The organism is Acinetobacter haemolyticus (assembly GCF_900406815.1).
Lineage (GTDB): Bacteria > Pseudomonadota > Gammaproteobacteria > Pseudomonadales > Moraxellaceae > Acinetobacter > Acinetobacter haemolyticus_A.
In genome coordinates this window covers 53,478-78,132 of sequence record NZ_OVCN01000004.1, presented here as the reverse complement: position 1 = coordinate 78,132, position 24,655 = coordinate 53,478, and the positions used below count along the sequence as shown (strand labels likewise).

General features: G+C 41.2%; 20 protein-coding genes, 1 pseudogene and 1 riboswitch. Of the genes and pseudogenes, 19 read left to right on the top strand and 2 right to left on the bottom strand.

Annotation, left to right across the window (positions count from 1 at the left end):
- Positions 1–23 precede the first annotated feature (23 nt).
- The 5 genes from DK207_RS03855 (at position 24) to lpxC (ending at position 5,650) form a co-directional block, all read left to right on the top strand.
- Positions 24–950: a D-alanine--D-alanine ligase gene (locus DK207_RS03855; RefSeq protein ID WP_109440045.1), complete on the top strand. Its 927-nt coding sequence runs from the start codon at positions 24–26 to the stop codon at positions 948–950.
- A 4-nt stretch (positions 951–954) separates the two neighbouring features.
- Positions 955–1,812: a cell division protein FtsQ/DivIB gene (locus DK207_RS03850; protein ID WP_109440044.1), complete on the top strand. Its 858-nt coding sequence runs from the start codon at positions 955–957 to the stop codon at positions 1,810–1,812.
- A 65-nt stretch (positions 1,813–1,877) separates the two neighbouring features.
- Positions 1,878–3,140: a cell division protein FtsA gene (ftsA, locus tag DK207_RS03845; RefSeq protein ID WP_004641555.1), complete on the top strand. Its 1,263-nt coding sequence runs from the start codon at positions 1,878–1,880 to the stop codon at positions 3,138–3,140.
- 265 nt (positions 3,141–3,405) lie between these two features.
- A complete protein-coding gene (gene ftsZ, locus DK207_RS03840) occupies positions 3,406–4,581 on the top strand; it encodes a cell division protein FtsZ (RefSeq protein WP_109440043.1) in 1,176 nt (391 codons plus the stop codon).
- A 166-nt stretch (positions 4,582–4,747) separates the two neighbouring features.
- Complete coding sequence (lpxC, locus tag DK207_RS03835; RefSeq protein ID WP_109440042.1) at positions 4,748–5,650, top strand: UDP-3-O-acyl-N-acetylglucosamine deacetylase; 903 nt, start codon at positions 4,748–4,750, stop codon at positions 5,648–5,650.
- 97 nt (positions 5,651–5,747) lie between these two features.
- Here the strand turns inward: lpxC and DK207_RS03830 are convergent, their stop codons facing one another.
- The gene (locus DK207_RS03830; protein ID WP_109440041.1) at positions 5,748–6,188 is read right to left on the bottom strand and encodes a DUF721 domain-containing protein; all 441 of its coding nucleotides are present in this window, start codon (positions 6,186–6,188) and stop codon (positions 5,748–5,750) included.
- Between the two features lie 106 nt (positions 6,189–6,294).
- Between DK207_RS03830 and DK207_RS03825 the strand changes: the two genes are divergently transcribed.
- The 5 genes from DK207_RS03825 (at position 6,295) to DK207_RS03800 (ending at position 13,118) form a co-directional block, all read left to right on the top strand.
- On the top strand, positions 6,295–6,978 hold the full coding sequence (locus DK207_RS03825) for a M23 family metallopeptidase (RefSeq protein WP_109440040.1): 684 nt from the start codon (positions 6,295–6,297) through the stop codon (positions 6,976–6,978).
- Positions 6,979–7,184: 206 nt separating this feature from the next.
- Positions 7,185–9,902 carry a pyruvate dehydrogenase (acetyl-transferring), homodimeric type gene (gene aceE / locus DK207_RS03820; protein ID WP_109440039.1) on the top strand — a complete coding sequence of 906 codons (2,718 nt, stop codon included), beginning with the start codon at positions 7,185–7,187 and terminating at the stop codon, positions 9,900–9,902.
- A 2-nt stretch (positions 9,903–9,904) separates the two neighbouring features.
- On the top strand, positions 9,905–11,860 hold the full coding sequence (locus DK207_RS03815; protein ID WP_100833070.1) for a 2-oxo acid dehydrogenase subunit E2: 1,956 nt from the start codon (positions 9,905–9,907) through the stop codon (positions 11,858–11,860).
- A 139-nt stretch (positions 11,861–11,999) separates the two neighbouring features.
- Positions 12,000–12,281: a hypothetical protein gene (locus DK207_RS03810; protein ID WP_075314415.1), complete on the top strand. Its 282-nt coding sequence runs from the start codon at positions 12,000–12,002 to the stop codon at positions 12,279–12,281.
- Positions 12,282–12,321: 40 nt separating this feature from the next.
- A riboswitch (yybP-ykoY riboswitch) is annotated at positions 12,322–12,459 on the top strand.
- A gap of 83 nt (positions 12,460–12,542) precedes the next feature.
- Positions 12,543–13,118 carry a TMEM165/GDT1 family protein gene (locus tag DK207_RS03800; protein ID WP_008942147.1) on the top strand — a complete coding sequence of 192 codons (576 nt, stop codon included), beginning with the start codon at positions 12,543–12,545 and terminating at the stop codon, positions 13,116–13,118.
- 103 nt (positions 13,119–13,221) lie between these two features.
- Here the strand turns inward: DK207_RS03800 and DK207_RS03795 are convergent, their stop codons facing one another.
- Positions 13,222–15,345, bottom strand: a complete 2,124-nt coding sequence (locus DK207_RS03795; protein ID WP_109440038.1) for a TonB-dependent receptor — start codon at positions 15,343–15,345, stop codon at positions 13,222–13,224.
- 221 nt (positions 15,346–15,566) lie between these two features.
- On the opposite strand from DK207_RS03795, the gene DK207_RS03790 reads away from it, so the two are divergent.
- From DK207_RS03790 to recJ, 9 genes and pseudogenes are all read left to right on the top strand, one after another.
- Complete coding sequence (locus DK207_RS03790; protein ID WP_109440037.1) at positions 15,567–16,373, top strand: MBL fold metallo-hydrolase; 807 nt, start codon at positions 15,567–15,569, stop codon at positions 16,371–16,373.
- Positions 16,374–16,497: 124 nt separating this feature from the next.
- Complete coding sequence (locus DK207_RS03785) at positions 16,498–16,863, top strand: YkgJ family cysteine cluster protein (RefSeq protein ID WP_109440036.1); 366 nt, start codon at positions 16,498–16,500, stop codon at positions 16,861–16,863.
- Positions 16,864–17,002: 139 nt separating this feature from the next.
- Positions 17,003–18,469, top strand: coding sequence for an IMP dehydrogenase (gene guaB / locus DK207_RS03780; RefSeq protein ID WP_109440035.1), 1,467 nt, complete (start codon positions 17,003–17,005; stop codon positions 18,467–18,469).
- Positions 18,470–18,595: 126 nt separating this feature from the next.
- Positions 18,596–19,933 (top strand): phosphoglucosamine mutase, encoded by a 1,338-nt coding sequence (gene glmM / locus DK207_RS03775; RefSeq protein ID WP_109440034.1) that lies wholly within the window; start codon positions 18,596–18,598, stop codon positions 19,931–19,933.
- 12 nt (positions 19,934–19,945) lie between these two features.
- Positions 19,946–20,602, top strand: coding sequence for a pyridoxamine 5'-phosphate oxidase (pdxH, locus tag DK207_RS03770; RefSeq protein ID WP_109440033.1), 657 nt, complete (start codon positions 19,946–19,948; stop codon positions 20,600–20,602).
- A pseudogene (locus DK207_RS16065) lies at positions 20,603–20,683 on the top strand (hypothetical protein); the annotation flags it as partial.
- Between the two features lie 150 nt (positions 20,684–20,833).
- Positions 20,834–21,916, top strand: coding sequence for a DNA cytosine methyltransferase (locus DK207_RS03765; RefSeq protein ID WP_109440139.1), 1,083 nt, complete (start codon positions 20,834–20,836; stop codon positions 21,914–21,916).
- Complete coding sequence (locus tag DK207_RS03760) at positions 21,916–22,890, top strand: HaeIII family restriction endonuclease (protein WP_109440032.1); 975 nt, start codon at positions 21,916–21,918, stop codon at positions 22,888–22,890. The genes DK207_RS03765 and DK207_RS03760 overlap by 1 nt, the downstream gene beginning before the upstream one ends.
- A gap of 19 nt (positions 22,891–22,909) precedes the next feature.
- Positions 22,910–24,610 (top strand): single-stranded-DNA-specific exonuclease RecJ, encoded by a 1,701-nt coding sequence (gene recJ / locus DK207_RS03755; RefSeq protein WP_109440031.1) that lies wholly within the window; start codon positions 22,910–22,912, stop codon positions 24,608–24,610.
- The last annotated feature ends 45 nt before the right edge of the window (positions 24,611–24,655 follow it).

Genomic DNA, 24,655 nt, shown 5'->3' with positions numbered 1-24,655 from the left:
TTAAAAGTTTTAAGGATATAAACGTGTCAAATGCTGCAAAATTCGGCAAAGTTGCTGTGTTATTGGGTGGGAAGTCGGCTGAGCGTGCTGTGTCATTGGACAGTGGTCAGGCTGTGCTAGAGGCACTATTGCGTTCAGGTGTACAAGCAGAGGCATTTGACCCACAAGAGCGTAGTGTGACAGAGCTGGTTGCGTATGATCGTGCTTTTATTGTGTTGCATGGTCGTGGTGGGGAAGATGGTCAGATTCAGGGTGTGCTTGAATGGCTGAATATTCCGTACACAGGCACAGGTGTTCAAGGCTCTGCGATCGGGATGGATAAAGTCAAAACCAAGCAAATTTGGCAGGGCAGTGATTTACCTACAGCACCGTATCGTATTATTACGAAAGATACTGATTTAGAGGCGGTGATTGCGGATCTCGGTTTGCCAGTCATTATTAAGCCGGTACATGAAGGTTCTAGTGTTGGCATGAGTAAAGTCGAGAGAACCGAAGACTTTGCCGCGGCAATTGCGAAAGCAACAGCACATGATGCGGTGGTGATGGCAGAGAAATGGATTACAGGACGTGAATTTACCATTTCATTTTTAAATGGTCAGCCTTTGCCAGTGATTCGTTTACAACCACCTGCTGATGTAGCTTTTTATGACTATGAAGCAAAATACCAACGCAATGATGTGGAGTATGGTATTCCTTGTGGATTGAGTGAGGCAGAAGAAAAGACATTGCAAGCACTTTGTTTACGCGCTTTTCAAGCTGTTGGTGCTGAAGGTTGGGGGCGTATTGATGCGATGCAGGATGAGCAAGGTAATTTCTGGTTGTTAGAAGTAAATACCGTTCCAGGTATGACTAGCCATTCTTTGGTTCCAAAGGCTGCTCAAGCGGTGGGTTATAGCTTTGATGCGCTCTGTGTTGCGATTTTAGAGCAAACCTTAGTAGCGTCGGTTTAGTTTTATGGCTCAACTTCCTGCATCTATGCGTCGTAAACAACGACCAGCCATTAGCTCAATCCATGAGAAACCACCTACGCCAAAACAAAAAATGGTCAATGCGGGTGGTTGGATATTGTTGGTCGTTGCATTCGCAGTATTGGCATTGGGCATCTATGGCTTGTATAAAGTGATGACTGATGCGACTGTGGCAGAGCTGCAGGTCGTTGGGACAAATTCAGAACAAGAAAATCAACAGCTGGTTCAGCAGTTGAGTCCAGTAATTAAAGATAATTATTTCACCTCGGATTTAGAGCAAATTCGAGATTATGCATTGAAAGTGTCTTGGGTTGACCGTGTGGTAGTGTCACGAGCTTGGCCAAATGCAATTCGAGTGCGGGTTATGCCGCGCCATCCGATTGCGCGTTGGGGAACAGGGCGTTTGCTGAGTGACAATGGAGAGGTATTTAGTGAGGCTGAGTCAAAAGCACATCCTAATTTACCACTTTTACATGGGCCCATCAGCCAATCCAAAATGATGATGCGTCGTTATAATGAAATTAATCAACTCTTTCAGCCAGCCAATTTACGTCTGAAAGAATTGTATTTAACCGAGCGAATGACATGGTTTATGCAGTTTGATTCAGGTTTGCGTATTATCGTTGATCAAGATCAAACCATGAATAAGTTGCAGCGCTTAAGCCATTTGGCACAAACGGATCTTAAACCTGTATGGCCGAAGATCTCGGCGATCGATTTGCGTTATCGAAATGGATTGGCAATCCAGTGGAGAAATGCAACGCCGCCTAAGATCATCAATGGTCAGTTTGTTGTAACGATTGATGACACAAGCCTTGCAGGTGGAATTCAGGCAAAGCCATAATACGTGGCTTGAAAACAACAGGCAGTTTGCCCGTACTAAACAACAAAAGATATGGTATTGAAGTAATGAGTGAAACTGTTCCCTCAGTTGTTACGATTGATATTGGGACTCATAAGGTCACAGTTTTAATTGGTAAAATCCATGCGCCCGATAAGATTCAAGTGATTGGCATGGCGTCTGCTCGTAACCGCGGTATGGTGAAAGGCAAGATTGTCAGTCTCGACAAGGTGATTGCGGCTATTAAAAATGCGGTATCCGAAGCTGAGGATATGGCAGAGTGCCGTATTCATAGTGCATGGGTATCTATTCCAAGTACCGAATTACAAAGTTTTTATGCATCAGGCCGTACGCCTGTGGCGAACCACGATCATATTATTACAACCAATGAAGTGGTACGTGCTTTAGAGCTGGCAAAAGCCAGCCATGTTTCTCCCGACTATTATTTGGCGAGTGCTGTGCCATTAGGCTTTGAGCTTGGCGATTCAGGTGAATGGGTACAAAATCCAGTGAATATGTCAGCGCATAGTATGACGGGACATTATCAGCTGATGATGATGCCAATCAGTACCATGCAAAACCTCGATCGCGCGATGAAAGGAGCGAATATTGGGGTGGAGAAAATGGTCGTATCATGCTTGGCAACAGCTGAAGCAAGTCTACTCAAAGACGAAAAAGAATATGGCGTTTGTTTGGTGGATATCGGTGCGGGTATAACCAATATTGCGGTGTATTTAGATGGTCGTTTAGCTTTGGCGCGGACCTTACAGCGTGGTGGGGAAAATGTAACGCGTGATATTGCAGCTGTTTTGCAAACCACCACAGAAGAAGCAGAACGTATTAAAATATTACATGGTTGTGTCGATCTCAGCGTAGTGAAACCTGATCATATGATTCAGGTACAAGGCATTGATGGGACGCAAACCATTAGCCGCATTGAATTGGCTGAAATCATCATTGCCCGTTATGAAGAAATTTTTGCGATGATCCGTGAGGAATTGGAGCATAGCGGTGCGATTCATGGTTTGTATCATGGTGTTGTATTAACTGGTGATGCATGTCAGATTGAAGGGATGGTGAATTTGGCTCGTCGTATGCTTGGCGTTTCGGCTCATTTGGGCAATCCACCGTTACAAGTTTATGCCGACGATCAACATCTACCAGCGCTACGTCGTTCAATGTATGCAACGGCTGCAGGTTTGTTGATGTTTAGCCAAAGTGATTTGCAAGATGTGGTCGAAGAACCAGAAGAAGCAACCGAGCGTAGTTTTGTCGAACGTGTTGCCAATGGTTGGAATGCATTGAATAGCAAATTAAAGGCTATATTTTAGGATTTGCTGAGATTCTACCTTGAGCGTTATAACTCACATTGCGACATTGGTTTTTTAGCTAATCAGGCAAGGCCGGGTAGAAATCTAAACAAACCCTTAGTTGTAGTTTTTTTTGGGAAAATTTGTTAAGAAGTTGTAATAGTAGGTCACTGTACTTGACAAGCTAGTGATTATTGAACAGCATCCTAAACATCAGTAGTTTTAAAAATCAGGGCAGTAACGGGCTGAAGTAACTGCCATTAATATATTAGGAAATCTAAAGGTCATGGCCTCATTTGAATTTATAGAAGATGAACTAGACGATGGCAACGGTCAAGCCCGTTTCACAGTGTTTGGCGTTGGTGGTGGGGGTGGTAATGCTGTCCAGCACATGGTGCAGTCAGATATTCAAGGTGTGAAATTTGTTTGTGCGAATACGGATAAGCAAGCACTGGATTGTATGAATGCTCCATTCAAAATTCAATTGGGCGAACAAAGTACGCGTGGTTTAGGCGCTGGTGCAAATCCAGAGGTTGGTCAGGTTGCGGCAGAAGAAAGTCGTGAAGTGATTCGTCAACACCTTGAAGGTACAGACATGGTATTTGTAACTGCCGGCATGGGTGGTGGTACAGGTACGGGTGCAGCACCTGTTGTAGCTGAAGTTGCCAAAGAAATGGGCATCTTGACTGTTGGTGTGGTAACAACACCATTCAATTTTGAAGGTCGTCGTCGCCAGAAGTCTGCTGAGAAAGGGATTGATGCATTAGAAGCACATGTCGATTCTTTGATTATTATTCCAAACCAACGTTTACTCAGCGTTTATGGCGATATATCCATGAAAGATGCCTATAAAAAGGCGGATGATGTATTGTTAAATGCGGTACGTAGTATCTTTGATTTAGTTGTTAATCGTGGTCATATTAACCTTGACTTCGCTGACTTGAAAACAGCAATGAGTACGCGTGGTTACGCCATGATGGGTGCTGGTTTAGGGCGTGGTGAAGATCGTGCTCGTCAAGCAGCTGAACAGGCAATTCGTAGTCCACTGCTTGATAATGTGAATATTATCAATGCCAAAGGTGTATTAATTAACATCACGGGTGGTGATGATATTACCTTGCGTGAGACTGAAATTATTACGGATGTGGTCAATCAAATCGTTGACTTGGATGAAGGCGAAATCTTCTACGGTACTGTATTTGATCCAGATGCACGTGATGAACTGCGTGTCACTGTGATCGCAACAGGCTTAACCCGTAATGCATCTGAAGTAGAAACCAAGAAACGAACCACACATGCTCAGGCCGTTTCTCAAGGGGCACAATCTGTTGATGAAGATGATGTTCCAGCGATCAGTAAGCGTTCAAATACTGAAGCACCAAGCAGTGCAGCGCCAAGTTCGTCACCACTTTCTTCTCCGATGAGTATTCAAGATTATTTGAAAAACCAACAAAGAAAGTAATTAAATCAAATGCTTGAAAAGAGGGAGAAGGTGATTCTCCCTTTTTCATTTTTTGAAATAAAGTATTGATTGACATTTCTGCCAACAACAGATTCGATTTTTCAAGTGCCAAAACACCCCAAATATGCTAACTTATATCGGTTTTTCCAAATAAAGTTGGCATGGCATGTTGAAACAACGGACTCTTAAACGTGTAGTGAAAGCGAGCGGTATTGGTCTGCACAGTGGTCAAAAGGTGCTGATTAATTTTGTTCCACATCACGTTGATGGAGGAATTGTGTTTCGTCGTATCGATTTGAATCCGCCTGTTGATATTCCAGCAAATGCGATGCTGATCCAAGAGGCTTTTATGTGCTCGAACCTTGTTCGAGAGGATATCAAAGTCGGTACCATTGAACATGTCATGAGCGCAATTGCAGGACTTGGGATCGATAATCTGATTGTTGAAGTCTCTGCTTCAGAAGTTCCGATTATGGATGGGAGTGCTGGACCTTTTATCTATTTGTTGATGCAAGGTGAACTGGCAGAGCAAAATGCCCCGAAAAAATTTATAAGAATTTTAAAACCTGTTGAAGCGCTAATCGAAGATAAACGCGCTATTTTTACCCCACATTCTGGTTTCCAACTCAACTTTACCATTGACTTTGATCACCCTGCATTTGCAAAAGAATATCAGTCGGCAACCATCGATTTTTCAACCGAAACCTTTGTATATGAAGTTAGCGAAGCGCGTACTTTTGGCTTTATGAAGGATTTGGATTACCTAAAGGCCAATAATTTAGCCTTAGGTGCAAGTTTGGATAATGCGATTGGCGTAGATGATACCGGTGTGGTCAATGAAGAAGGTTTGCGTTTCGCGGATGAGTTTGTACGCCATAAAATATTAGATGCAGTGGGTGACTTATACCTTTTAGGGCATCAAATTATTGCCAAGTTTGATGGATATAAATCGGGTCATGCGCTTAACAATCAGTTATTACGCAATGTTCAGAATGATCCAAGTAGTTATGAAATTGTAACATTTATTAACGAGGATGAATGTCCAATTCCATATGTAAGCGTGACATAAGTCATTGTCTTTTAGTGAATATGTTATATTATAACAATGTAAAGTGATATTTTTGTCACAAAAAATGTGTTCGTAATCCTACTGTAATGCTTGGTAATTATTTTTTATTGCTTGCCAAATATAGTAAAGCTTGGCTAAGCTTAGGGTCGCTCACATATTCGGCGGCACTGCGCAAAAGCTCTTGGGTCTCTGAATTAAGTTTCTTTGATGCGGGAGCAGGTTCTACAGGAACATATTTTTTGTTTCTCAATCGAACTTGGATTTTACGTAAATCTCGGAATGCTTCTAGTTGAGTGAACTGCGCGACATAGTGACTTTGTAAGTAACTAAGCTGACTAATCATCGCTTGATTTTCACCTGTTATGATCAAAACGCCATGTTGATAACAAACAACCTGCCATTGCTCTGGTTGGGGCAATAATGGTTGAATAATTTTCGTAAGTTTTTGCCATTGTGTGACTTGCGTAGTCAGAAACGTTAAGTTTCCAGTTTTTGTATGTTGTCCTTTCTGTTGGAAAACGTTGTTAGGTTCAGACATGTCAACTTCCTTCGAGGTTACCTGTCCATCTTAAGCGTTTAGTTCGGCTGTGATCAAGGAAGAGATGATAAAGGAACAATTTAAGGACGGTTTCAAGAGGTTTTTTATGCATACGCGTCGTATTTTACTTGCATTTTCACTTGCTGCTTCAGCTGCTTCGGTTGCTTTTGCGGATTATCAAAATATCAATCAAGCCACTGCTGCAGACCGTCTAGAGCAGTTATCTAAAACCTTAGCGCAAGGTTCTTATACCCATCCTGATGATATTGATTTGCCCGCTGTATCAAATGTCTCTGTTAAATTACGCGAAAAAACTATTGAATTAAACAATGCCAGCATTGAGAAGAAGTACGGTCGTCAAGAAAGTGAGCCATCATTCTCAGCCGGTACGGGTCATTCATGGTTAGTGAGTCACCCATTACAAGAAGGTCGAGTGAGTTCGACTTGGGGCAACCGTACTTTATTGGGTTCTACTCGCCATCACTCAGGTGTTGATATTGCAGCACCATCGGGCACACCTATCTATGCTACAGGTCCTGGAGTTGTCACTAAATCAGGTTGGGGTACGGGTTATGGTCAATATGTTGAAATCGATCATGGCAATGGTTATGTAACTCGCTATGCGCACGCATCACGTTTGATGGTGAATGCAGGTGAGCGTGTCGGTGCAGGTCAGCATATTGCCAACGTGGGTTGTACAGGGCGTTGTACTGGACCCCATTTACACTTTGAAGTAGTAAAAGATGGTCAACGTCGAAACCCTTCAACTTACCTTGCAATGTTGCCTTAATGTAATTTGTTAACAGTTGTATATAAATATTTAAGAAAATCGCCTTTATTGGCGATTTTTTATGTTTTTTGTTTGATTTGGGTCAATGACTATTTAGAAAAAAAATATTAAGTGCTTTTGTATTCATTTAGGGCAATATCTTTATGTAGCTAAAACATGATAAATATAGCAATAACCAATATAGCTTAAGGGAAAAGGTGAATTATATGGCGTTTTATGGCGACTCAGACGCGCAGGAAACCCAAGAATGGCAAGATGCTTTTGATTCAGTATTACAACATATGGGCACGGAACGCGCTGCTTTCTTACTTGAAAAACTTTATCAACGTGCCATTGCCAAACATGTTCCTATTCAACGCTTAAATACACCTTATCTCAATACTATTTCAGTTGAAGAGCAACCTGCAATGCCAGGCGATCAGGACATGGAGCGCCGTATTCGTGCTTTAATCCGTTGGAACGCTTTGGCGATGGTTCTTCGTGCCAATAAAACAGGTGATGATTTAGGTGGTCACCTTGCAAGTTTTGCATCAAGTGCAACCCTATATGATGTTGGTTTTAACCATTTCTTCCGTGCTAACAGTGATAACTTTGGCGGAGATATGATTTATTACCAAGGACACTGTGCTCCTGGTATTTATGCACGTTCATTTCTTGAAGGACGTTTAACTGAAGAGCAGTTAAGTAATTTCCGTCGTGAAGTTGGCGGCAATGGTTTACCAAGCTATCCACATCCATATTTGATGCCAGACTATTGGCAATTCCCAACGGTATCAATGGGTCTTGGTCCAATCATGTCGATCTACCAAGCGCACATTCAAAAATATTTGATGAACCGTGGTTTGATTAAAGAAGAAGATCGTAAAGTTTGGGCATATCTCGGCGATGGCGAGATGGATGAACCAGAAAGTTTAGGTGCTATTTCATTGGCAGGCCGTGAAAAGCTCGATAATTTAGTATGGGTGGTTAACTGTAACTTACAGCGTCTAGATGGTCCTGTACGTGGTAACGGTAAAATTATTCAAGAACTTGAATCGATCTTCCGTGGTGCAGGCTGGCGTGTGATTAAAGTGGTTTGGGGGCGTCATTGGGATCCATTACTGGCTCAAGATACAAGCGGCGCCTTAAAAGCACGTATGGAAGAAGCCGTTGATGGCGATTACCAACGCTACCAAGTAAAAGGTGGTGCTTATACGCGTGAGAAATTCTTTGGCAAGTACCCAGAAGCTGCGGAACTTGTAAAAGATTTAAGTGATGAGGACATTGATAACCTTAACCGTGGTGGTCATGACCCGTACAAAGTTTTTGCTGCGTATGCAGAAGCAATGAAAGCGAAGGGTCAGCCAACAGTAATCTTGGCAAAAACCATTAAAGGTTATGGTTTGTCTGAAGAAATTGAAGCAGTTAATAAAACGCACCAAATCAAAAAGATGCAAATTGACTCGTTACGATATGTGCGTGACCGTTTCAATCTTCCATTCACGGATGAGCAGTTAGAAGAACTTCCATTCTATCGTCCAAGTGAAAACTCTCCAGAAATGAAATATATGAAAGCGCGTCGTGAAGCGTTAGGTGGTTACTTACCTGCACGTCGTCGTGAGAGTGAATCTTTAGCGATTCCTGATTTATCTGTATTTGATGCAGTGTTGAAAGGTTCGGGTGGCAAAGAGCAATCCACCACGATGGTGATGGTTCGTTTAATTGCTGCTTTACTCAAAGAAAAAGCAATTAAAGATCGCGTCGTGCCAATTGTTCCAGATGAAGCACGTACGTTTGGTTTAGAGGGTATGTTCCGTCAGCTTGGTATTTATGCCGCTCACGGTCAAAAATATACACCAGAAGACCAAGAACAGCTCATGCATTACCGTGAAGCAAAAGATGGTCACATGTTACAAGAAGGGATCAATGAAGCAGGTGCGATGAGCGCATGGGCTGCTTTGGCAACCAGTTATTCAACCAATAACTTGCCGATGATTCCAATGTACATGTACTACTCAATGTTTGGTTTCCAACGTATTGGTGATATTGCATGGGCTGCTGGTGATGCACAGGCTCAAGGTTTCTTGTTGGGCGCGACTGCGGGTCGTACAACATTAAACGGTGAAGGTTTACAGCACCAAGATGGTCATTCACATATCTTGGCGAACACGATTCCAAACTGCGTATCGTATGATCCATGTTTTGGTTATGAGTTAGCGGTAATCGTACACGACGGTTTACAACGTATGTATGTGAACCAAGAGCGTGTGTTCTATTACTTAACGGTAATGAATGAAAACTACGAACATCCTGAAATGCCAGAAGGCGTTGAAGAGGGCATTAAACGTGGTATGTATTTATTCGAAAAAGATGAAAAAGCAACTGTCCAATTACTTGGTTCAGGTGTAATTCTTCGTGAAGTGATTAAAGCTGCGAAAATCTTACGTGATGAATACCAAATTCATTCAAATGTGTGGAGTGTCACAAGCTTCAACGAATTGGCACGTGATGGTATGGCATGTGAAGAATACAATCGCCTACACCCACTTGCTGAACAAGTGAAAGAATCTTGGGTATCTAAACAATTACGAGGTACGGAAGGTATCGTCGTTTCTGCTACAGATCATATGCGTGCTTATAGTGAACAAATTCGTGCCTATCTTCCAGATGGTCGCCCATTTGTAGCATTGGGTACAGATGGCTATGGTCGTTCAGATACCCGTGCGAACCTACGTAGTTTCTTTGGTGTTGATGCTGCGCATATCGTTGTTGCGACTTTGAAAAAATTAGCGGATGAAGGTGAGGTGGATGCACGTTTGGTGAAAGATGCAATTTCTAACTTTGAGTTAGATACGGATCGTCCAGTAGCCTGGGTTCCACAAGCACATCCAGAAGTTCAGCCAGTTGCTGAATACAATGAAACGCAAACAGGTGAGGGGAACTAAGTATGCAAATTAAGACCCCTGATATTGGTGTAGATAAAGCAAACGTTGCTGAAATTTTAGTAAAAGTTGGTGACCGTGTTGAAGTTGACGACAGTATTGTTGTGCTTGAGTCAGATAAAGCAACTGTTGAAGTGCCTAGTACTTCGGCAGGTGTCGTAAAAAGTATCTTGATTAATCAAGGTGATGATGTGACTGAAGGTGTGGCTTTGATCGAGGTCGAAGCAGAAGGGGCAGCACAAGCAGCGCCAACTCCAGTTCCTGCGGCTGAAGAAAAGCCAACTGCTCCAACACCTGCACAACAAACTCAAGCTTCAGCCCAACCTGCTGCTACATCAACTGCAACTGTTGACGTAACTGTGCCTGACATCGGCGTTGAAAAAGCATTGGTTGGTGAAATCCTCGTTAAAGTGGGTGATCAGATCGATGTTGAACAAAGTATTGTGGTTGTCGAGTCAGATAAAGCGACTGTAGAAGTTCCAAGTAGTGTTGCGGGTACTGTGGAAAGCATTCAAGTGAAAGAAGGCGATACCGTTAAAGAAGGTGTTGTGCTTCTTCAAGTGAAAACAACGTCTGCATCTAGTGCACCAGTTGAGGCGCCTGCTTCTACCACAGCTGCTGCACCAGCTCAGCAAGAAACTGTAGCAGCGACGGCTACTCAATCTGGTCCAGTGGATATCAATGTTCCTGATCTAGGTGTTGATAAAGCAGTTGTTGCTGAAATCTTGGTCCAAGTTGGCGATAAAGTTGATGTCGACCAAAGCCTTGTTGTGGTTGAGTCAGATAAAGCGACTGTAGAAGTCCCAAGTACGGTTACTGGTGTTGTTAAAGCAATTCATTTACAAGCAGGTCAACAAGTTTCGCAAGGTATATTGCTTGCAACAATTGAAGTTGAAGGTCAAGCAACTGCGGCAGCTCCAGCAGCAAAAGCAGCAGTAGCATCTACTTCACCAGCAACGGCACCTAAAGCGGCAACTCCTGCTCCAACTCAGTCTGCGCCTGCGGCACCATCTGGTACTGACAAGTTAACTAAAGAGCAAGAAGCTGAAAATGCCAAGGTATACGCTGGTCCTGCCGTGCGTAAATTAGCACGCGAATTGGGTGTGGTACTTGGCCAAGTTAAAGCATCTGGTGAACATGGTCGTGTGATGAAAGATGATGTTTTTGCTTATGTAAAAACTCGTTTAACTGCACCGCAAGTTGCTCCAAGCACACAAGCAGCGCCTGTGGCTTCAGGTTTGCCATCGCTACCTGATTTCACCGCATTTGGTGGTGGTGAAGTAAAAGCAATGACGCGTTTGCAACAGGTTTCGGTACCGCAATTGTCATTGAATAACTTCATTCCGCAAGTGACTCAGTTTGACTTGGCTGATATCACTGAGCTTGAAGCATGGCGTGGCGAACTGAAAGATGGCTTTAAGAAGCAAGGCGTTAGTTTAACTATTTTAGCGTTCATCGCGAAAGCGGTTGCTCACTTGTTAAAAGATGAGCCTTATTTTGCAGGTCATTTGGCGGATGATCAAAAGTCTGTATTGCTTCGTAATGAAATCCATATGGGTATTGCGGTTGCAACACCAGATGGTTTGACAGTGCCTGTACTACGTAATCCAGACCAAAAGTCCATTAAGCAAATTGCTACGGAGTTAGCTGAACTTAGTCAAAAAGCGCGTGATCGCAAGTTATCACCAAAAGATTTACAAGGTGCGAACTTCACGATTACCAGCTTAGGTTCAATTGGTGGAACGGCCTTTACGCCATTGGTGAACTGGCCTCAAGTTGCAATCTTGGGTATCTCACCTGCCACCATGCAGCCAGTATGGAATGGTAAAGACTTTGATCCGCGCTTAATGTTGCCGTTGTCATTGTCTTATGATCATCGTGTGATCAATGGTGCGGATGCAGCACGCTTTACCAATAAATTGACTAAATTATTGAAAGATATTCGTACTTTGTTACTGTAATTTCAATGGTTTGATTTGGAATAACCTCGCAATTGCGGGGTTTTCTTTTTTTGAATAGCCTGAATCAATGTAGTGCTTTATTTGTGCAATTTTTTATCTAAAATGAATACTAAATAAGGAGATCTGATGTGGAGTAATAATGTTCGCGGTATATAAAATAATGTTGCCGTTATTGCTGGTTATGTTTATTGCTATGGGGCTCTGGGTGAGTGTTCTGCATTTCCCGTGGGAATGGGTATTCTATATGGTGATGGGGTTAGAAGTAATGGTTGCTACAGTCGCGATGACAATGGAATATCAAGCACAGCAAGTGGGTGGTGTAAGCAGTTGGGGCAGTATGGGTTTTATAGGGAGTAATCTTTTTTTTGCTTGTGTGTTGGGTATATTACGTTATGGATTATGGTGTTATCAAAAAATCTAAATTTAGAGATTTTAAATGGGGAAGGGATTTGTTAAAATAATTAAACTTCATTGGGGAGTAGCCGCTCTTTACGCAAAGTAAAGAGGTGATGATCAACATAATTGTTCAACCGAACATGGTCATCATAGCAAAGAACCAAAGCAGCTCACGCTGTGCTTTTGTTGGCAAGACCTTTGATTTATCACTCTGCATCAATTCATTTGATTTTGGCTAGCAGGAGGGATAGGTCATCGGTATATATGCTAGCCAGAGCAATCCATTATGTATGAATTTCTCATCTCAACTTCGATTGTTGCCCTTGCAGAAATGGGCGATAAAACTCAGCTTTTGGCATTGTTACTTGCTGCGCGATTCCGTAAGCCGATTCCGATTTTAATTGCTATATTATTGGCGACCTTGATCAACCATGGTGTGTCTGCTGTACTAGGTCAGTGGATTACAACTGTACTCAGCCCTGAAATTTTGTTGTGGATTCTGGCGCTTGGATTTATTGGAATGGCGATTTGGATGCTGATTCCGGATGAATTGGGCGATGAATCAGAGAACATTAATAAATGGCAAAAGTTTGGTGTATTTGGTGCGACTTTTATCTTGTTTTTCTTGGCAGAAATTGGAGATAAAACCCAAATTGCAACGGTTGCTTTAGCTGCACGTTTTGACAGTATCTTTTGGGTGACGATGGGTACAACCTTAGGGATGATGATTGCCAATGCGCCAGCGGTGTTCATTGGGCACAAGATTGCTGATAAATTGCCGATTTCATTGATTCATAAAGTCGGTGCTGCCATTTTCTTGATTATCGGTGTGTCTACTTTGCTTCAGCATTATTTCTTTTAGGGTTGTAATCTGAAAAACACGCTTTGGCAGAAGTTGTTGAGTTTTTGTTGATTAGAGCGTATTACAATTTTAAAGCCCCTTTGATCAAAGGGGCTTTAAATGATTAATAGTTAAATTTCACAGTAAAATTAATCTGTCGTGGATTGCCTAAGGTGATGAGATTCTCATTGAGCGCACCCGCATAATAGTCTTTATCAAACATATTGCGAATTGCCAATTGGGCACCCCAATGTGCCGCATCATAGCCTGCTTCAGTATCAAAGACGGTATAACCTGGAATATGGACATCTAGTTTATCCATAGTTTTATAAGTTTCACCGCGGAATCCACCACCTACATACCAGCCAAGTTTTGATGTGGGATCAAATTTATAACGTGCAGAGAAACTGTAGCTGTGTTCTGGGACATTATTAAGTGCTTTGCCAATATTGCTACTATCGGCGTCTTTACTAATTTTGGCATCGGCTGTGTAGGTATAGGCAGCTATTAATTTTAGGCCTTCTAAAATTTCTGAGCTGAGTTCAGTTTCGATACCACGAGTTAATTGTTCACCACGTTGTACTTTTTCATTTGAATTTACTGAATCATTAACAACTACGTTCTGACGTTTTAAGTCATACCAAGCAATAGCACCTTGAATACGTTGGTCTGGGCTTTGTAACTTCATCCCAACTTCTACCTGTTTTCCTTTTTCTGGCTTAAACGGATTGCTATTGATATCAGTACCACTGTTTGGAGTAAATGAAGTCGCGTAGCTGACATAAGGCGCCACAATGTCATTGAGGGTATACATGACAGAAGCACTACCAGTAAATGCTTCATCAGACTGTTTGCTGCTATTTCCCGTAATCAAACTTGTAGTTTGAGTTTGTGCCCAATCTTGGCGACCAGATAGACTTAACAGTAATTGATCATTGAGTTGAATACGGTCACGAATATATAAACCTGCGTATTTTAAACGGTTAATATCGTGGTTGCTGACAGGATTGGAACAAATAACAGTTTGTCCATATACGGGAGTGTATATGTTTAAATCACCGACATTACAACGGTTGTTGGTGTAATCACTTTTTTCTTGGAAGGCATCAACACCTATATTGATGTCGTGCTGCATGGCATATAATTCAAATTGGTTATTTAAACGATTATCAATTGCATAACTTAAGTTATCAATAATTTGGTGGCGACTGTTATTTTTACGGCTGATCGTGGTGTAGTTTTTATCTGCCCAAAAGTTACTACCTGTACGGGCAAAGACTGCTTGACCATCCATTTCAGTTTTTTGTACGGCAAAGTTTTGGTTAAAGTTCCATCCATTTTCAAAGGCGTGCTTAAACATATAACCAGTACGATATACATCTGCTTCATATTTACCAAAATGAGGATCGCCAATATATAAACTTCGGTCTATAGCGCCGTTAGGGTTATCTTTTAATGTACCAATGACAGGTAAACCTTGTTGGCGAATATATTCTCGATGCTGATAGCTTGCGATGACAGAAAGATCAGTGTTATCCCCTAAGTCAAAGTTATAAGAGGGGGAGATGTAGTAATTTTTAAAATAAACGTAGTCAGTTGGATCATCTTGATCAGAGATACGACCATTTAAACGGAAGGCACCTTTTTCACTCTTATTTGGGCTATAGTTTAAGTCGAAAGTCCCTTCTTTAAGGCTGTAACTACCATAAGTCATGCTAGCTCGTGCAAAGTTTTCTGCTTCAGGTCGTTTGGTGACTAAATTGACCATACCTCCCGGAGCAACCAAACCAAAATTAATCGAAGCGGGGCCTTTTAATATTTGTACTTGATCCATTCCCGAAATTTCAGCAGCTACAGAAGGCGTAGGTGAACTTTGCCCAATTCTTAAACCATCGACATACACCGAGTCAGAAGAAGTTTGGCCTCGAATAATAAAATCATCCCAACCGCGGCGACCAAGCTTTCCAGCTTCTACACCAGCAACCCCTTCAAGTGCATCCGTAAGAGTTCTTGCTTGTTTTTGGTCAAGTTGTTCACGGGTGACAACAGAAACTGATTGAGCAGTTTTAAATAGAGGTGCATTGGATTTGAGTGCTGAAGTCGCTGTCGTGGCGGCATAGGCCTGATCTTGCTGTTGGGCTTTGACCGAAATAGTTGGGAGTATAAAGTCTTGATCTTCTTTAGCATATGCCGTGGTCATAGTGCTTAAGATAAGTGTTGCGAGTAAAGTACGATGCGTAACAAGCATAGAGATGTCCAAGGGAGGGAGCAAAATGGCAGGTGAATGCCATGAATGAGAATGGTTATTATTTTAAGGGATCCGTTTTCTAAAACCAAGCAATAAATCTAAAGCTGATTGTTGGATAAATTATGATAAATATCCAATATATGATTGAATCTAGATTTAAATCCCATTATTTTATTATGGAATTAAAATAATTCATATTTAAAAGATTTTTTGGGGTTTCTATGAGTTTTGAACGGACAACATCACAGATATTATTTGATAATGGTACGCATAAATGCATTAGTTTTACCAGTTTGGTGAAAGGGGAAGGCATTCAAGCAAATCAATTTTTGATTATTGATCATGAGCGAGCTGCGGTTTTAGATCCAGGCGGTGATCTCACATATGTGCCTTTAACCATGGAGCTTAATCGCTACACCAAACTGAAAAATCTTGATTATGTGATGGCTTCTCATCAGGACCCAGACATTATTACCTCGATGCCTCGTTGGTTGGTCTATACCGATGCCAAAGTTGTCGCATCAAAGTTGTGGGCACGTTTTCTACCGCATCTCAATTCAGCATTTATGAGTGATCGCATGAAGGGAAATTGGGAAGAGCGACTGATCGAGCTGTCTGATACGGGACAAGTTATTCCTTTAGGGCAGTCCTCGATTGTCGCAGTACCTGCACATTTCTTACATTCTGTCGGTAATTTCCAGTTTTATGATCCGACAGCAAAAATCTTATTTTCAGGGGATATGGGTGCTTCGATTGTTGACGATGCCAGCCAGCCAATTGCTGACTTTGATGCGCATATCAAAAAAATGAAAGGCTTTCATCAACGCTATATGTGTTCCAATAAAGTGATTCGTTTGTGGGTCAGTATGGTTCGGCAGATGGATCTGGAGATGATTGTGCCACAGCATGGGACAGCTTTTATTGGCAAAGAGATGATCAATCAATTTCTAGACTGGATCGAAACACTGGAATGTGGCGTAGATCTGATGAATGAATATGTTTTTAGTATGCCCACAGAAATCGCTTAAACATAGGATAAATATGACGGTCGAATACAAAAAATAGGGTTCATCTCTCTTGTTTTTGTAGATAAGTTTTTTTAGGATTCGCGTTTTAAAGAGTTTTATTTTGATAACGAGAATTTTAACAAAAATGTTGTCTCAAATTGTGACCTCTGAAACATGTGTCCATTGTGGCGCATGTTGTGCGCATTACCGTGTATCGTTTTATTGGGCTGAGGCTGAAGTCATGCCAAGTGAGATGATTGAGCCGCTCACAGCTGTTTATTCATGCATGAAAGGAACAAATCAAACTCAGGTTAGATGTATTGCGTTAGAAGGCGTGGTTGGACAGCAGGTGAGTTGTTCAATTTATGCGGTGCGTAGCTCAACCTGCCGAGAAGTACAGGTTGGTGATGAACATTGTCATAAAGCTCGACTTGCACACAATATGATTCCTTTGATTCAAATTGAAGAACAAGATGCTGCAAATAATGAAGATTATGATCAGGTGGGTTGATTAAAAGTCTGTGAAACTGGATTCAAAAAACAGGGAAACGTGATGGTAACGGTTTTTCTGAAATTATTTCATCCTAGAAAATGAAATTCACTGTGAAATTTGTTTATAATAGCTCACGGAATTTACCAGTGAGATTGTTATGCTGACCATCGTTCAAGAAGCGCTAACCTTCGATGATGTCTTATTACTTCCTGCCTACTCAACTGTTCTCCCAAAAGATGTCTCCTTAAAGACACGTTTAACTCGCGGAATTCAACTCAATATCCCTCTCGTTTCGGCTGCAATGGATACAGTGACTGAGTCACGTATGGCGATTGCAATGGCGCAAAATGGTGGTATTGGTATTTTGCATAAAAACATGGATATCGCAGCGCAAGCCGCTGAAGTACGCCGTGTGAAAAAATTTGAAGCTGGAATGGTGAAAGATCCAATCACAGTAACACCAGAAACGACGGTTCGTGAACTGATTGCAATTACACAAGCAAATAATATTAGCGGTGTACCTGTGGTTAAGGACGGCAAAGTTGTCGGTATTGTGACAGGACGTGATACACGTTTTGAAACGAATCTAGAGCAACCTGTTAGTAACATCATGACAGGTCAAGATCGCTTAGTCACTGTACGTGAAGACGAGTCGAAAGAAAATATCCAAGCATTGCTACAAAAGCATCGTATTGAAAAAGTTTTAGTTGTTGGTGAAAACAACGAACTTAAAGGCTTAATTACGGTGACTGACTTCCGTAAAGCAGAAAGCTACCCGAATAGCTGTAAAGACGAACTCGGTCGTTTACGTGTAGGTGCAGCAGTTGGTACAGGTGCTGAGACACCAAGCCGCGTAGAAGCATTGGTCGATGCTGGTGTAGATGCGATTGTTGTTGATACAGCACATGGTCATTCTGCTGGCGTCATTGAGCGCGTACGTTGGGTAAAAGCGAATTACCCACAAGTTCAGGTGATTGGCGGAAACATCGCAACTGGTGATGCGGCATTGGCATTGCTTGATGCAGGTGCAGATGCGGTAAAAGTGGGTATCGGTCCAGGTTCTATTTGTACCACGCGTATTGTTGCTGGTATTGGTATGCCACAAATTTCTGCCATTGATAGTGTTGCAAATGCCTTAAAAGATCAAATTCCTTTGATCGCGGATGGTGGTATTCGTTTCTCTGGTGATATGGCGAAAGCGATTGGCGCAGGTGCAAGCACGATCATGGTAGGTTCGCTACTTGCTGGTACAGAAGAAGCACCAGGTGAAGTTGAGTTTTTCCAAGGTCGTTACTATAAAGCCTATCGTGGCATGGGTTCATTGGGAGCAATGGCAGGCGCGACTGGTTCTGCTGACCGCTATTTCCAAGACTCAAAAGCAAGTGCTGAAAAATTAGTACCAGAAGGTATTGAAGGTCGTGTTCCTTATAAAGGTCCAATGGGTAACATCGTACATCAAATGATGGGCGGTTTACGTTCATCTATGGGTTATACGGGTTCAGCTGCGATTGAAGATCTTCGTCAAAATGCGAAATTTGTAAAAATTACTTCAGCAGGTATGTCTGAATCACATGTACATGACGTGACGATTACTAAAGAAGCGCCAAACTACCGTGTTGGTTGATTTTTGGTAATTTTGTCGCTGGAAAAACCGTCAGTTCGCTGACGGTTTTTTTGTTTTAGTGTAAAGTGAAATAGATGATAAATGATGTGGCTTAGCGTCATATTACGATAAGAAAGTGAGTAGAAAATGAGTTATTTTGGTACTGATGGAATTCGAGGCAAATTTGGACAATTGCCGATTACGCCAGAATTTGCTTTAAAATTGGGTTTTGCTGCAGGAAAAGTATTAAAACGTAATAGCCCAAAAAATAAGCCAATTGTGGTCTTGGGGAAAGATACACGTTTATCAGGGTATATTTTAGAAGCTGCATTACAAGCGGGTTTAAATGCGGCTGGCGTGTATGTGCATTTGCTTGGTCCATTACCGACTCCAGCAATTGCACACCTTACTCGTGCTCTGCATGCACACGCGGGCATTGTGATCTCTGCTTCACATAATCCTTATTTTGATAACGGGATTAAGTTCTTCTCAAGTGAAGGTAAGAAACTTCCTGATAATATACAAGATCAAATTAATCAAGAGCTTGAACAAGATTTGCTTATTGATGATACAGCGAACTTAGGTAAAAGTGTTCGTGTAAAAGATGCCAATGGTCGCTATATCGAATTCTGCAAATCAACTTTCCCATATCATTTCAACCTACATAATTTAAAAATTGTCGTGGATTGTGCCAATGGTGCAGCCTACAGTGTTGGACCATCAGTGTTTCGCGAGTTAGGTGCCAAAGTTATTCCACTATTTAATGATCCTGATGGTTTAAATATCAATGAAAACTGTGGCTCTACACATCCAGAGCATTTACAAAAAGCGGTAGTTAAGCATCAAGCAGATCTTGGTATTGCTTTTGATGGTGATGCCGATCGTGTCGTAATGGTGGATAAAAATGGCAATCTCATTGATGGAGACCATATTCTTTATATTCTTGCAATACAAGCCAACCATAAGCCAGAAGGTGTGGTTGGAACAGTGATGAGCAATATGGCACTTGAGCTTGCGTTAGATAAAGCCAATGTTGGATTTGTCCGTGCAAAAGTGGGTGACCGCTATGTATTGCAAGCCCTTGAGGAGCAGAATTGGAGTATTGGTGGTGAACCATCTGGGCACATTTTAACTTTAGATAAAAGTACCACCGGTGATGCAATTATTGCAGCTCTGCAAGTACTTACCGTCATGGTTGAACAAGGTAAAGCCTTACATGAGTTAGTAGATGGTTTTAAGTTATTTCCGCAAGTATTAGTCAATGTCCGTTTACAACAAATGATTGATCCATATTCAATTCCTTCTTTAGTTGAAGAGTTTGAAAAAGCAGAACAACAGTTGAAAGGTCGTGGACGCTTATTAATTCGTAAATCAGGCACAGAGCCAGTCATTCGTGTAATGGTTGAAGGTGATGACTTACCTGAAGTTGAAGCGTTAGCAAACCGTTTAGCTGATGCTGTGCGTGCGCAAGCTCAAGTTGCTTAAGAGAGAATACCAATGAGTGATGTGATTAAGGATCTGAGTGAATTACGATTAAGTTATGAACAAGGTGAGTTGCATGAAGCACAGATCAGCGATCATCCTCACCTGCAATTCTTGAATTGGTTTAATCATGCTTTGGCGGCACATTTACATGAGCCGTATACGATGTCTTTGGCCACTGCAAATGCACAAGGTCGCCCACATGTACGGACTGTGTTATTACGTGGTGCGACAGAAGCAGGCTATGATTTTTATACCAATTATGACAGCCAAAAAGGGATAGACCTTGCTGAAAATCCATTCGCTGAGTTGTTATTTTACTGGCCAAGTTTAGAGCGCCAAGTTCGTATCAGTGGTCAAGTGGTCAAGATCTCTGAACATGAATCAACTGAGTATTATTTAAAGCGTCCGCGTGATAGTCAAATCGCCGCGCATATCAGCACCCCACAAAGCGGTAGAATTGCGAGTCGAGAAGAGTTACAGCAGCGTTTTTATGACTTACAGCAGCAAGTGGGTGAACACGGTGAACTCACTAAACCTGATTTTTGGGGCGGTTATCGTTTAATTGCTGACTATTATGAGTTTTGGCAAGGGCGTCCAAATCGTTTACATGACCGCTTGAGTTATGAAAAACAGGATGGGCAATGGGTTATACAGCGTTTGATGCCATAAATGACACAGATAAAAATTCAACAAAGACCTTTGCTTACACGCCCTGAACAGTTTCAGGGCGTGCCTACGTTTATTGCTGAGAATGGGGTTGTCTGATTATTTTTTTAAGCTATTGATATAAGTTTTTAGTATTAAACGACGTTCTTTGTCGCAATGATTTCAGTTTTAAATTGCAATTTGGCGATAATGGTTAGATCATTACACAAGTTGTTCAGTATAAAGTATCAGTTTATGAAAGTCGTATCGTTTTTTGCAGGAGCTGGTGGTCTGGATTTAGGTTTTGAGCAAGCTGGCTTTGATGTAGTTTGGGCGAATGAATATGATAAAGAAATTTGGTCAACCTACGAGCTAAATCATAAGAATACAATTTTAGATAAGAGAAGCATCGTTGATATTTCATCAGATGAAGTACCTGATTGTGATGGAATCATTGGTGGTCCACCTTGTCAGAGTTGGTCAGAAGCTGGGTCAAAACGTGGTATTACGGATAAAAGAGGACAGCTTTTTTATGAATTTATGAGAATTCTTGCTGACAAAAAACCAAAATTCTTTCTAGCAGAGAATGTTTCTGGAATGTTATTACCTGCACATAAGGAGGCTTTGGAACATATCAAACAAATGTTTCAAGACATTGGGTATCAACTTTCTTTTGAGCTTTTGAACGTTGCAGATTTTGGTGTTCCCCAAGATAGAAAGCGAGTTTTTTTTGTAGGTTATAGAGAAGATTTAGGTAAGAGATTTGAGTTTCCTAAACCAATAACACCTGTTGATAAAATTACATTAGCACAAGCAATTGGTGATTTAAGTGAAAATGTCTTACCTGCGAAAGATGGAAACCTCACTAATGGAGCTGATTGCAAAATACTAAATCATGAATATATGACTGGTGGCTTTTCATCCATTTATATGTCAAGAAATAGAGTTAGATCGTGGGATGAGGTTTCTTTTACAATTCAAGCTGGCGGTCGGCATGCTCCATTGCATCCACAAGCGCCTAAGATGAGGTTTGTAGAACAAAATGTTCGTGAATTTATTAAAGGACAAGAGCATTTGTATCGCAGATTAAGTATTCGTGAATGTGCCAGAATTCAAACATTTCCTGACAAATTTTTCTTTGATTATACAAAAGTTAGTGCCGCCTATAAAATGATTGGAAATGCTGTTCCAGTAAGAATGGGAAAAATTTTAGCAGAAAAAATTTATAGTGATTTAAATGCAATAAAGATATCAACTAATAGGACGTTTTCTGAAGAGGTTAATGGGACTGTTGTAAAAGAAAAATTAAGTGAGATTGTAAACAGGATGTCTGCATAATGGTGAAAGTGGCAAAGCAAACAATTAATGGGAAAGCTTTTGAATATGCGGTATTACTTGAATTTCAGGCTCGTTTGACACCTTTTGTTTCAGTAATAGAAATTATTGAGAATGAACCATATAAAACAGCACTGAATTGTTTTAATAGTTTTATTGAAGCTGAACAAGATAAATTTAGATTGATTGCAAGTTTTGCTATTAATTATTTGATTGATCTAGAGCCGCGTCTTTCTAATGAAATTGATATAAATGATGTATTACAATTAGAAATTGTTGCTGATAAGGCTGGAGAATCAGGTGATGTTCGTGATGTTTTAGCATTGCGTTCTTCACAAAATTGGGAAATTGGTATATCTGCAAAGAATAATCATAGAGCAGTAAAACATTCTCGTTTATCCAATGATATTGATTTTGGTAAGAAATGGTTAGGTTTATCTTGTACTAATGCTTATTTTAGTAAAATCAAGCCAATCTTTGATAATCTAGCTCAAATCAAGAAAGCCAGTAGATCAACACAAAAATGGGAAACGTTAGGAGATTATCATAGTTCTGTATATATACCGGTTTTGGACGCTTTTAAGGAAGAGTTAATTCGCTTAGACAAGGAAAATCCAGGGATTGTTGCTGCAAGATTGGTAGAGTATTTAATAGGCAACAAAGATTTTTATAAAGTGATTAAGGGAAGTAATAAGGTTGAAATTCAATCTTATAACTTGCATGGTACGTTGAATCTACCATTCAAAAGTATTAAACCTAAAGCTAAAGTTCCAAAACTTAAACTCCCAAATAGATTAATAGAAGTTGTATATAAGGAAAATTCACAAACAACCTTACTAGTCACATTAAATGAAGGATGGCAAATTTCTTTTAGAATTCATAATGCAAGTTCAAGAATTGAGCCCTCGTTAAAGTTTGATATTAATTTGGTTTCAGCGCCTCATTCTCTTCATGTAACTCAATTATTTGTAAGTTAAAGGTTGATTAATTTTATAAATGACACAGATAAAAATTCAACAAAGACCTTTGCTTACACGCCCTGAACAGTTTCAGGGCGTGCCTACGTTTATTGCTGAAATATTAGCAAGACGAGGTGTTCAATCAGAGCAAGAGCTTGAACTCAAGTTAAAACATTTATTGCCCCCTACTTTAAAAGGGATTGATGTCGCAGTTGAATTGATTGATCAAGCGATTGATCAACAAAAGCAAATAGTGATTATCGGTGACTATGATGCGGATGGGGCAACCAGCACTGCATTGATGGTTTTGGCTCTACAAGAAATGGGGGCAAGAGTAGAGTATTTAGTCCCTGATCGCTTTAAGTATGGTTATGGGCTCACGCCCAAAATTGCTGAATTGGCAAAGCAGAGTTATCAGCCTGATTTGCTGATCACGGTCGATAATGGCATTTCCAGTCATGCTGGTGTAGAAACAGCACAAGCTTTAGCTATGCAGGTGATTATTACCGATCACCACCTCACGACAAAGCCAACGCCGACTGCTGAAGCGGTAGTCAATCCAAATCAACTTGGATGTGATTTCCCAAGTAAAGCTTTGGCTGGGGTGGGCGTTGCTTTTTATGTATTGGCAAAATTGGCCAGTTACCGTGCTCAGTATGGAAAAAGTAGCTGTAAAGTCACTCAATATTTAGACCTCGTGGCATTGGGAACCTATGCTGATGTCGCAACCTTGGATTACAACAACCGTATATTGATTGATGCGGGGCTGAAACGGATTCAGCAGCATCAATGTCGTGTAGGAATTCTGGCTCTATTAGATATTGCGGGACGTGATGCTGCGAGTTTACGTGCACAGGATTTAGGTTTTGTCCTTGGGCCTCGTATTAATGCCGCAGGGCGTATGGAAAGCATGCGAATCGGCATTGAATGCTTACTTGCAAACGATATGCAAACCGCTTATCCAATCGCACAGCAGCTCAATCAATTAAATCTTGAGCGTCGGCAAGTTGAAACAGAGATGAAGCAACAAGCACTTTCTGCCTTGCAACATATCCAATTAACAGCTGAGCAAATACCGCCAGCATTAGTGATGTTTGATGAACAATGGCATCAAGGGGTCATTGGTATTGTCGCTGGGCGACTAAAAGAACAGTTTTATCGCCCAAGTTTGGTATTTGCACCTGATGAAGATGGGATACACATCAAAGGTTCTGCACGTTCTATTGATGGCATTCATATCCGAGATATGATTGAATCCGTGGCAGAGCAGCGTCCAGATCTACTGAGCCATTTTGGTGGTCATGCAGCAGCAGCAGGTTTAACGCTTAGGAAAGAACATTTTGATGAGTTTAAAAGCGTTTTTACTCAAATGATCGCTGAGATGGATTCTGATTTATTTCAAGCCACCTTATGGACCGATGGAGAGTTAGATGATTCAGCTTTGCATTTAAGCTCTTTGGATTGGATTGAGCAGCTTGGACCTTGGGGGCAAAAGTTCCCTTTGCCGCAGTTTGAAGGACGATTCCAAGTGGTTGATTATCGTTGGCTTAAAGATCAGCATTTAAAACTGAAATTGGCAGTAGGGTCACACTCAATTGACGCGATTGCTTTTAACGCAATAGATCGTTTTGAATTTAACCCAATGCTAGGGTATGTCGATTTAGTCTATAGTTTAGAGCGTAATGTATTTAATGGCAGTACCAGTCTGCAATTGCAGATTGTGCATCTTCAGCAATAAAAATATCCGCTCATATGGAGCGGATATTGACTATTTATTGTGTGC

Bases quoted from the DNA above. Each gene is read 5' to 3' on its own strand.
- DK207_RS03760 (WP_109440032.1), top strand. From the start codon at position 21,916: ATGGTGAAAGTGGCAAAGCAAACAATTAATGGGAAAGCTTTTGAATAT.
- DK207_RS03790 (WP_109440037.1), top strand. From the start codon at position 15,567: ATGAGTTTTGAACGGACAACATCACAGATATTATTTGATAATGGTACG.
- DK207_RS03785 (WP_109440036.1), top strand. From the start codon at position 16,498: ATGTTGTCTCAAATTGTGACCTCTGAAACATGTGTCCATTGTGGCGCA.
- recJ (WP_109440031.1), top strand. From the start codon at position 22,910: ATGACACAGATAAAAATTCAACAAAGACCTTTGCTTACACGCCCTGAA.
- DK207_RS03765 (WP_109440139.1), top strand. From the start codon at position 20,834: ATGAAAGTCGTATCGTTTTTTGCAGGAGCTGGTGGTCTGGATTTAGGT.
- guaB (WP_109440035.1), top strand. From the start codon at position 17,003: ATGCTGACCATCGTTCAAGAAGCGCTAACCTTCGATGATGTCTTATTA.
- DK207_RS03815 (WP_100833070.1), top strand. From the start codon at position 9,905: ATGCAAATTAAGACCCCTGATATTGGTGTAGATAAAGCAAACGTTGCT.
- lpxC (WP_109440042.1), top strand. From the start codon at position 4,748: ATGTTGAAACAACGGACTCTTAAACGTGTAGTGAAAGCGAGCGGTATT.
- DK207_RS03830 (WP_109440041.1), bottom strand. From the start codon at position 6,188: ATGTCTGAACCTAACAACGTTTTCCAACAGAAAGGACAACATACAAAA.
- pdxH (WP_109440033.1), top strand. From the start codon at position 19,946: ATGAGTGATGTGATTAAGGATCTGAGTGAATTACGATTAAGTTATGAA.
- glmM (WP_109440034.1), top strand. From the start codon at position 18,596: ATGAGTTATTTTGGTACTGATGGAATTCGAGGCAAATTTGGACAATTG.
- ftsA (WP_004641555.1), top strand. From the start codon at position 1,878: ATGAGTGAAACTGTTCCCTCAGTTGTTACGATTGATATTGGGACTCAT.
- DK207_RS03810 (WP_075314415.1), top strand. From the start codon at position 12,000: ATGTTCGCGGTATATAAAATAATGTTGCCGTTATTGCTGGTTATGTTT.
- DK207_RS03800 (WP_008942147.1), top strand. From the start codon at position 12,543: ATGTATGAATTTCTCATCTCAACTTCGATTGTTGCCCTTGCAGAAATG.
- ftsZ (WP_109440043.1), top strand. From the start codon at position 3,406: ATGGCCTCATTTGAATTTATAGAAGATGAACTAGACGATGGCAACGGT.
- aceE (WP_109440039.1), top strand. From the start codon at position 7,185: ATGGCGTTTTATGGCGACTCAGACGCGCAGGAAACCCAAGAATGGCAA.
- DK207_RS03850 (WP_109440044.1), top strand. From the start codon at position 955: ATGGCTCAACTTCCTGCATCTATGCGTCGTAAACAACGACCAGCCATT.
- DK207_RS03795 (WP_109440038.1), bottom strand. From the start codon at position 15,345: ATGCTTGTTACGCATCGTACTTTACTCGCAACACTTATCTTAAGCACT.
- DK207_RS03825 (WP_109440040.1), top strand. From the start codon at position 6,295: ATGCATACGCGTCGTATTTTACTTGCATTTTCACTTGCTGCTTCAGCT.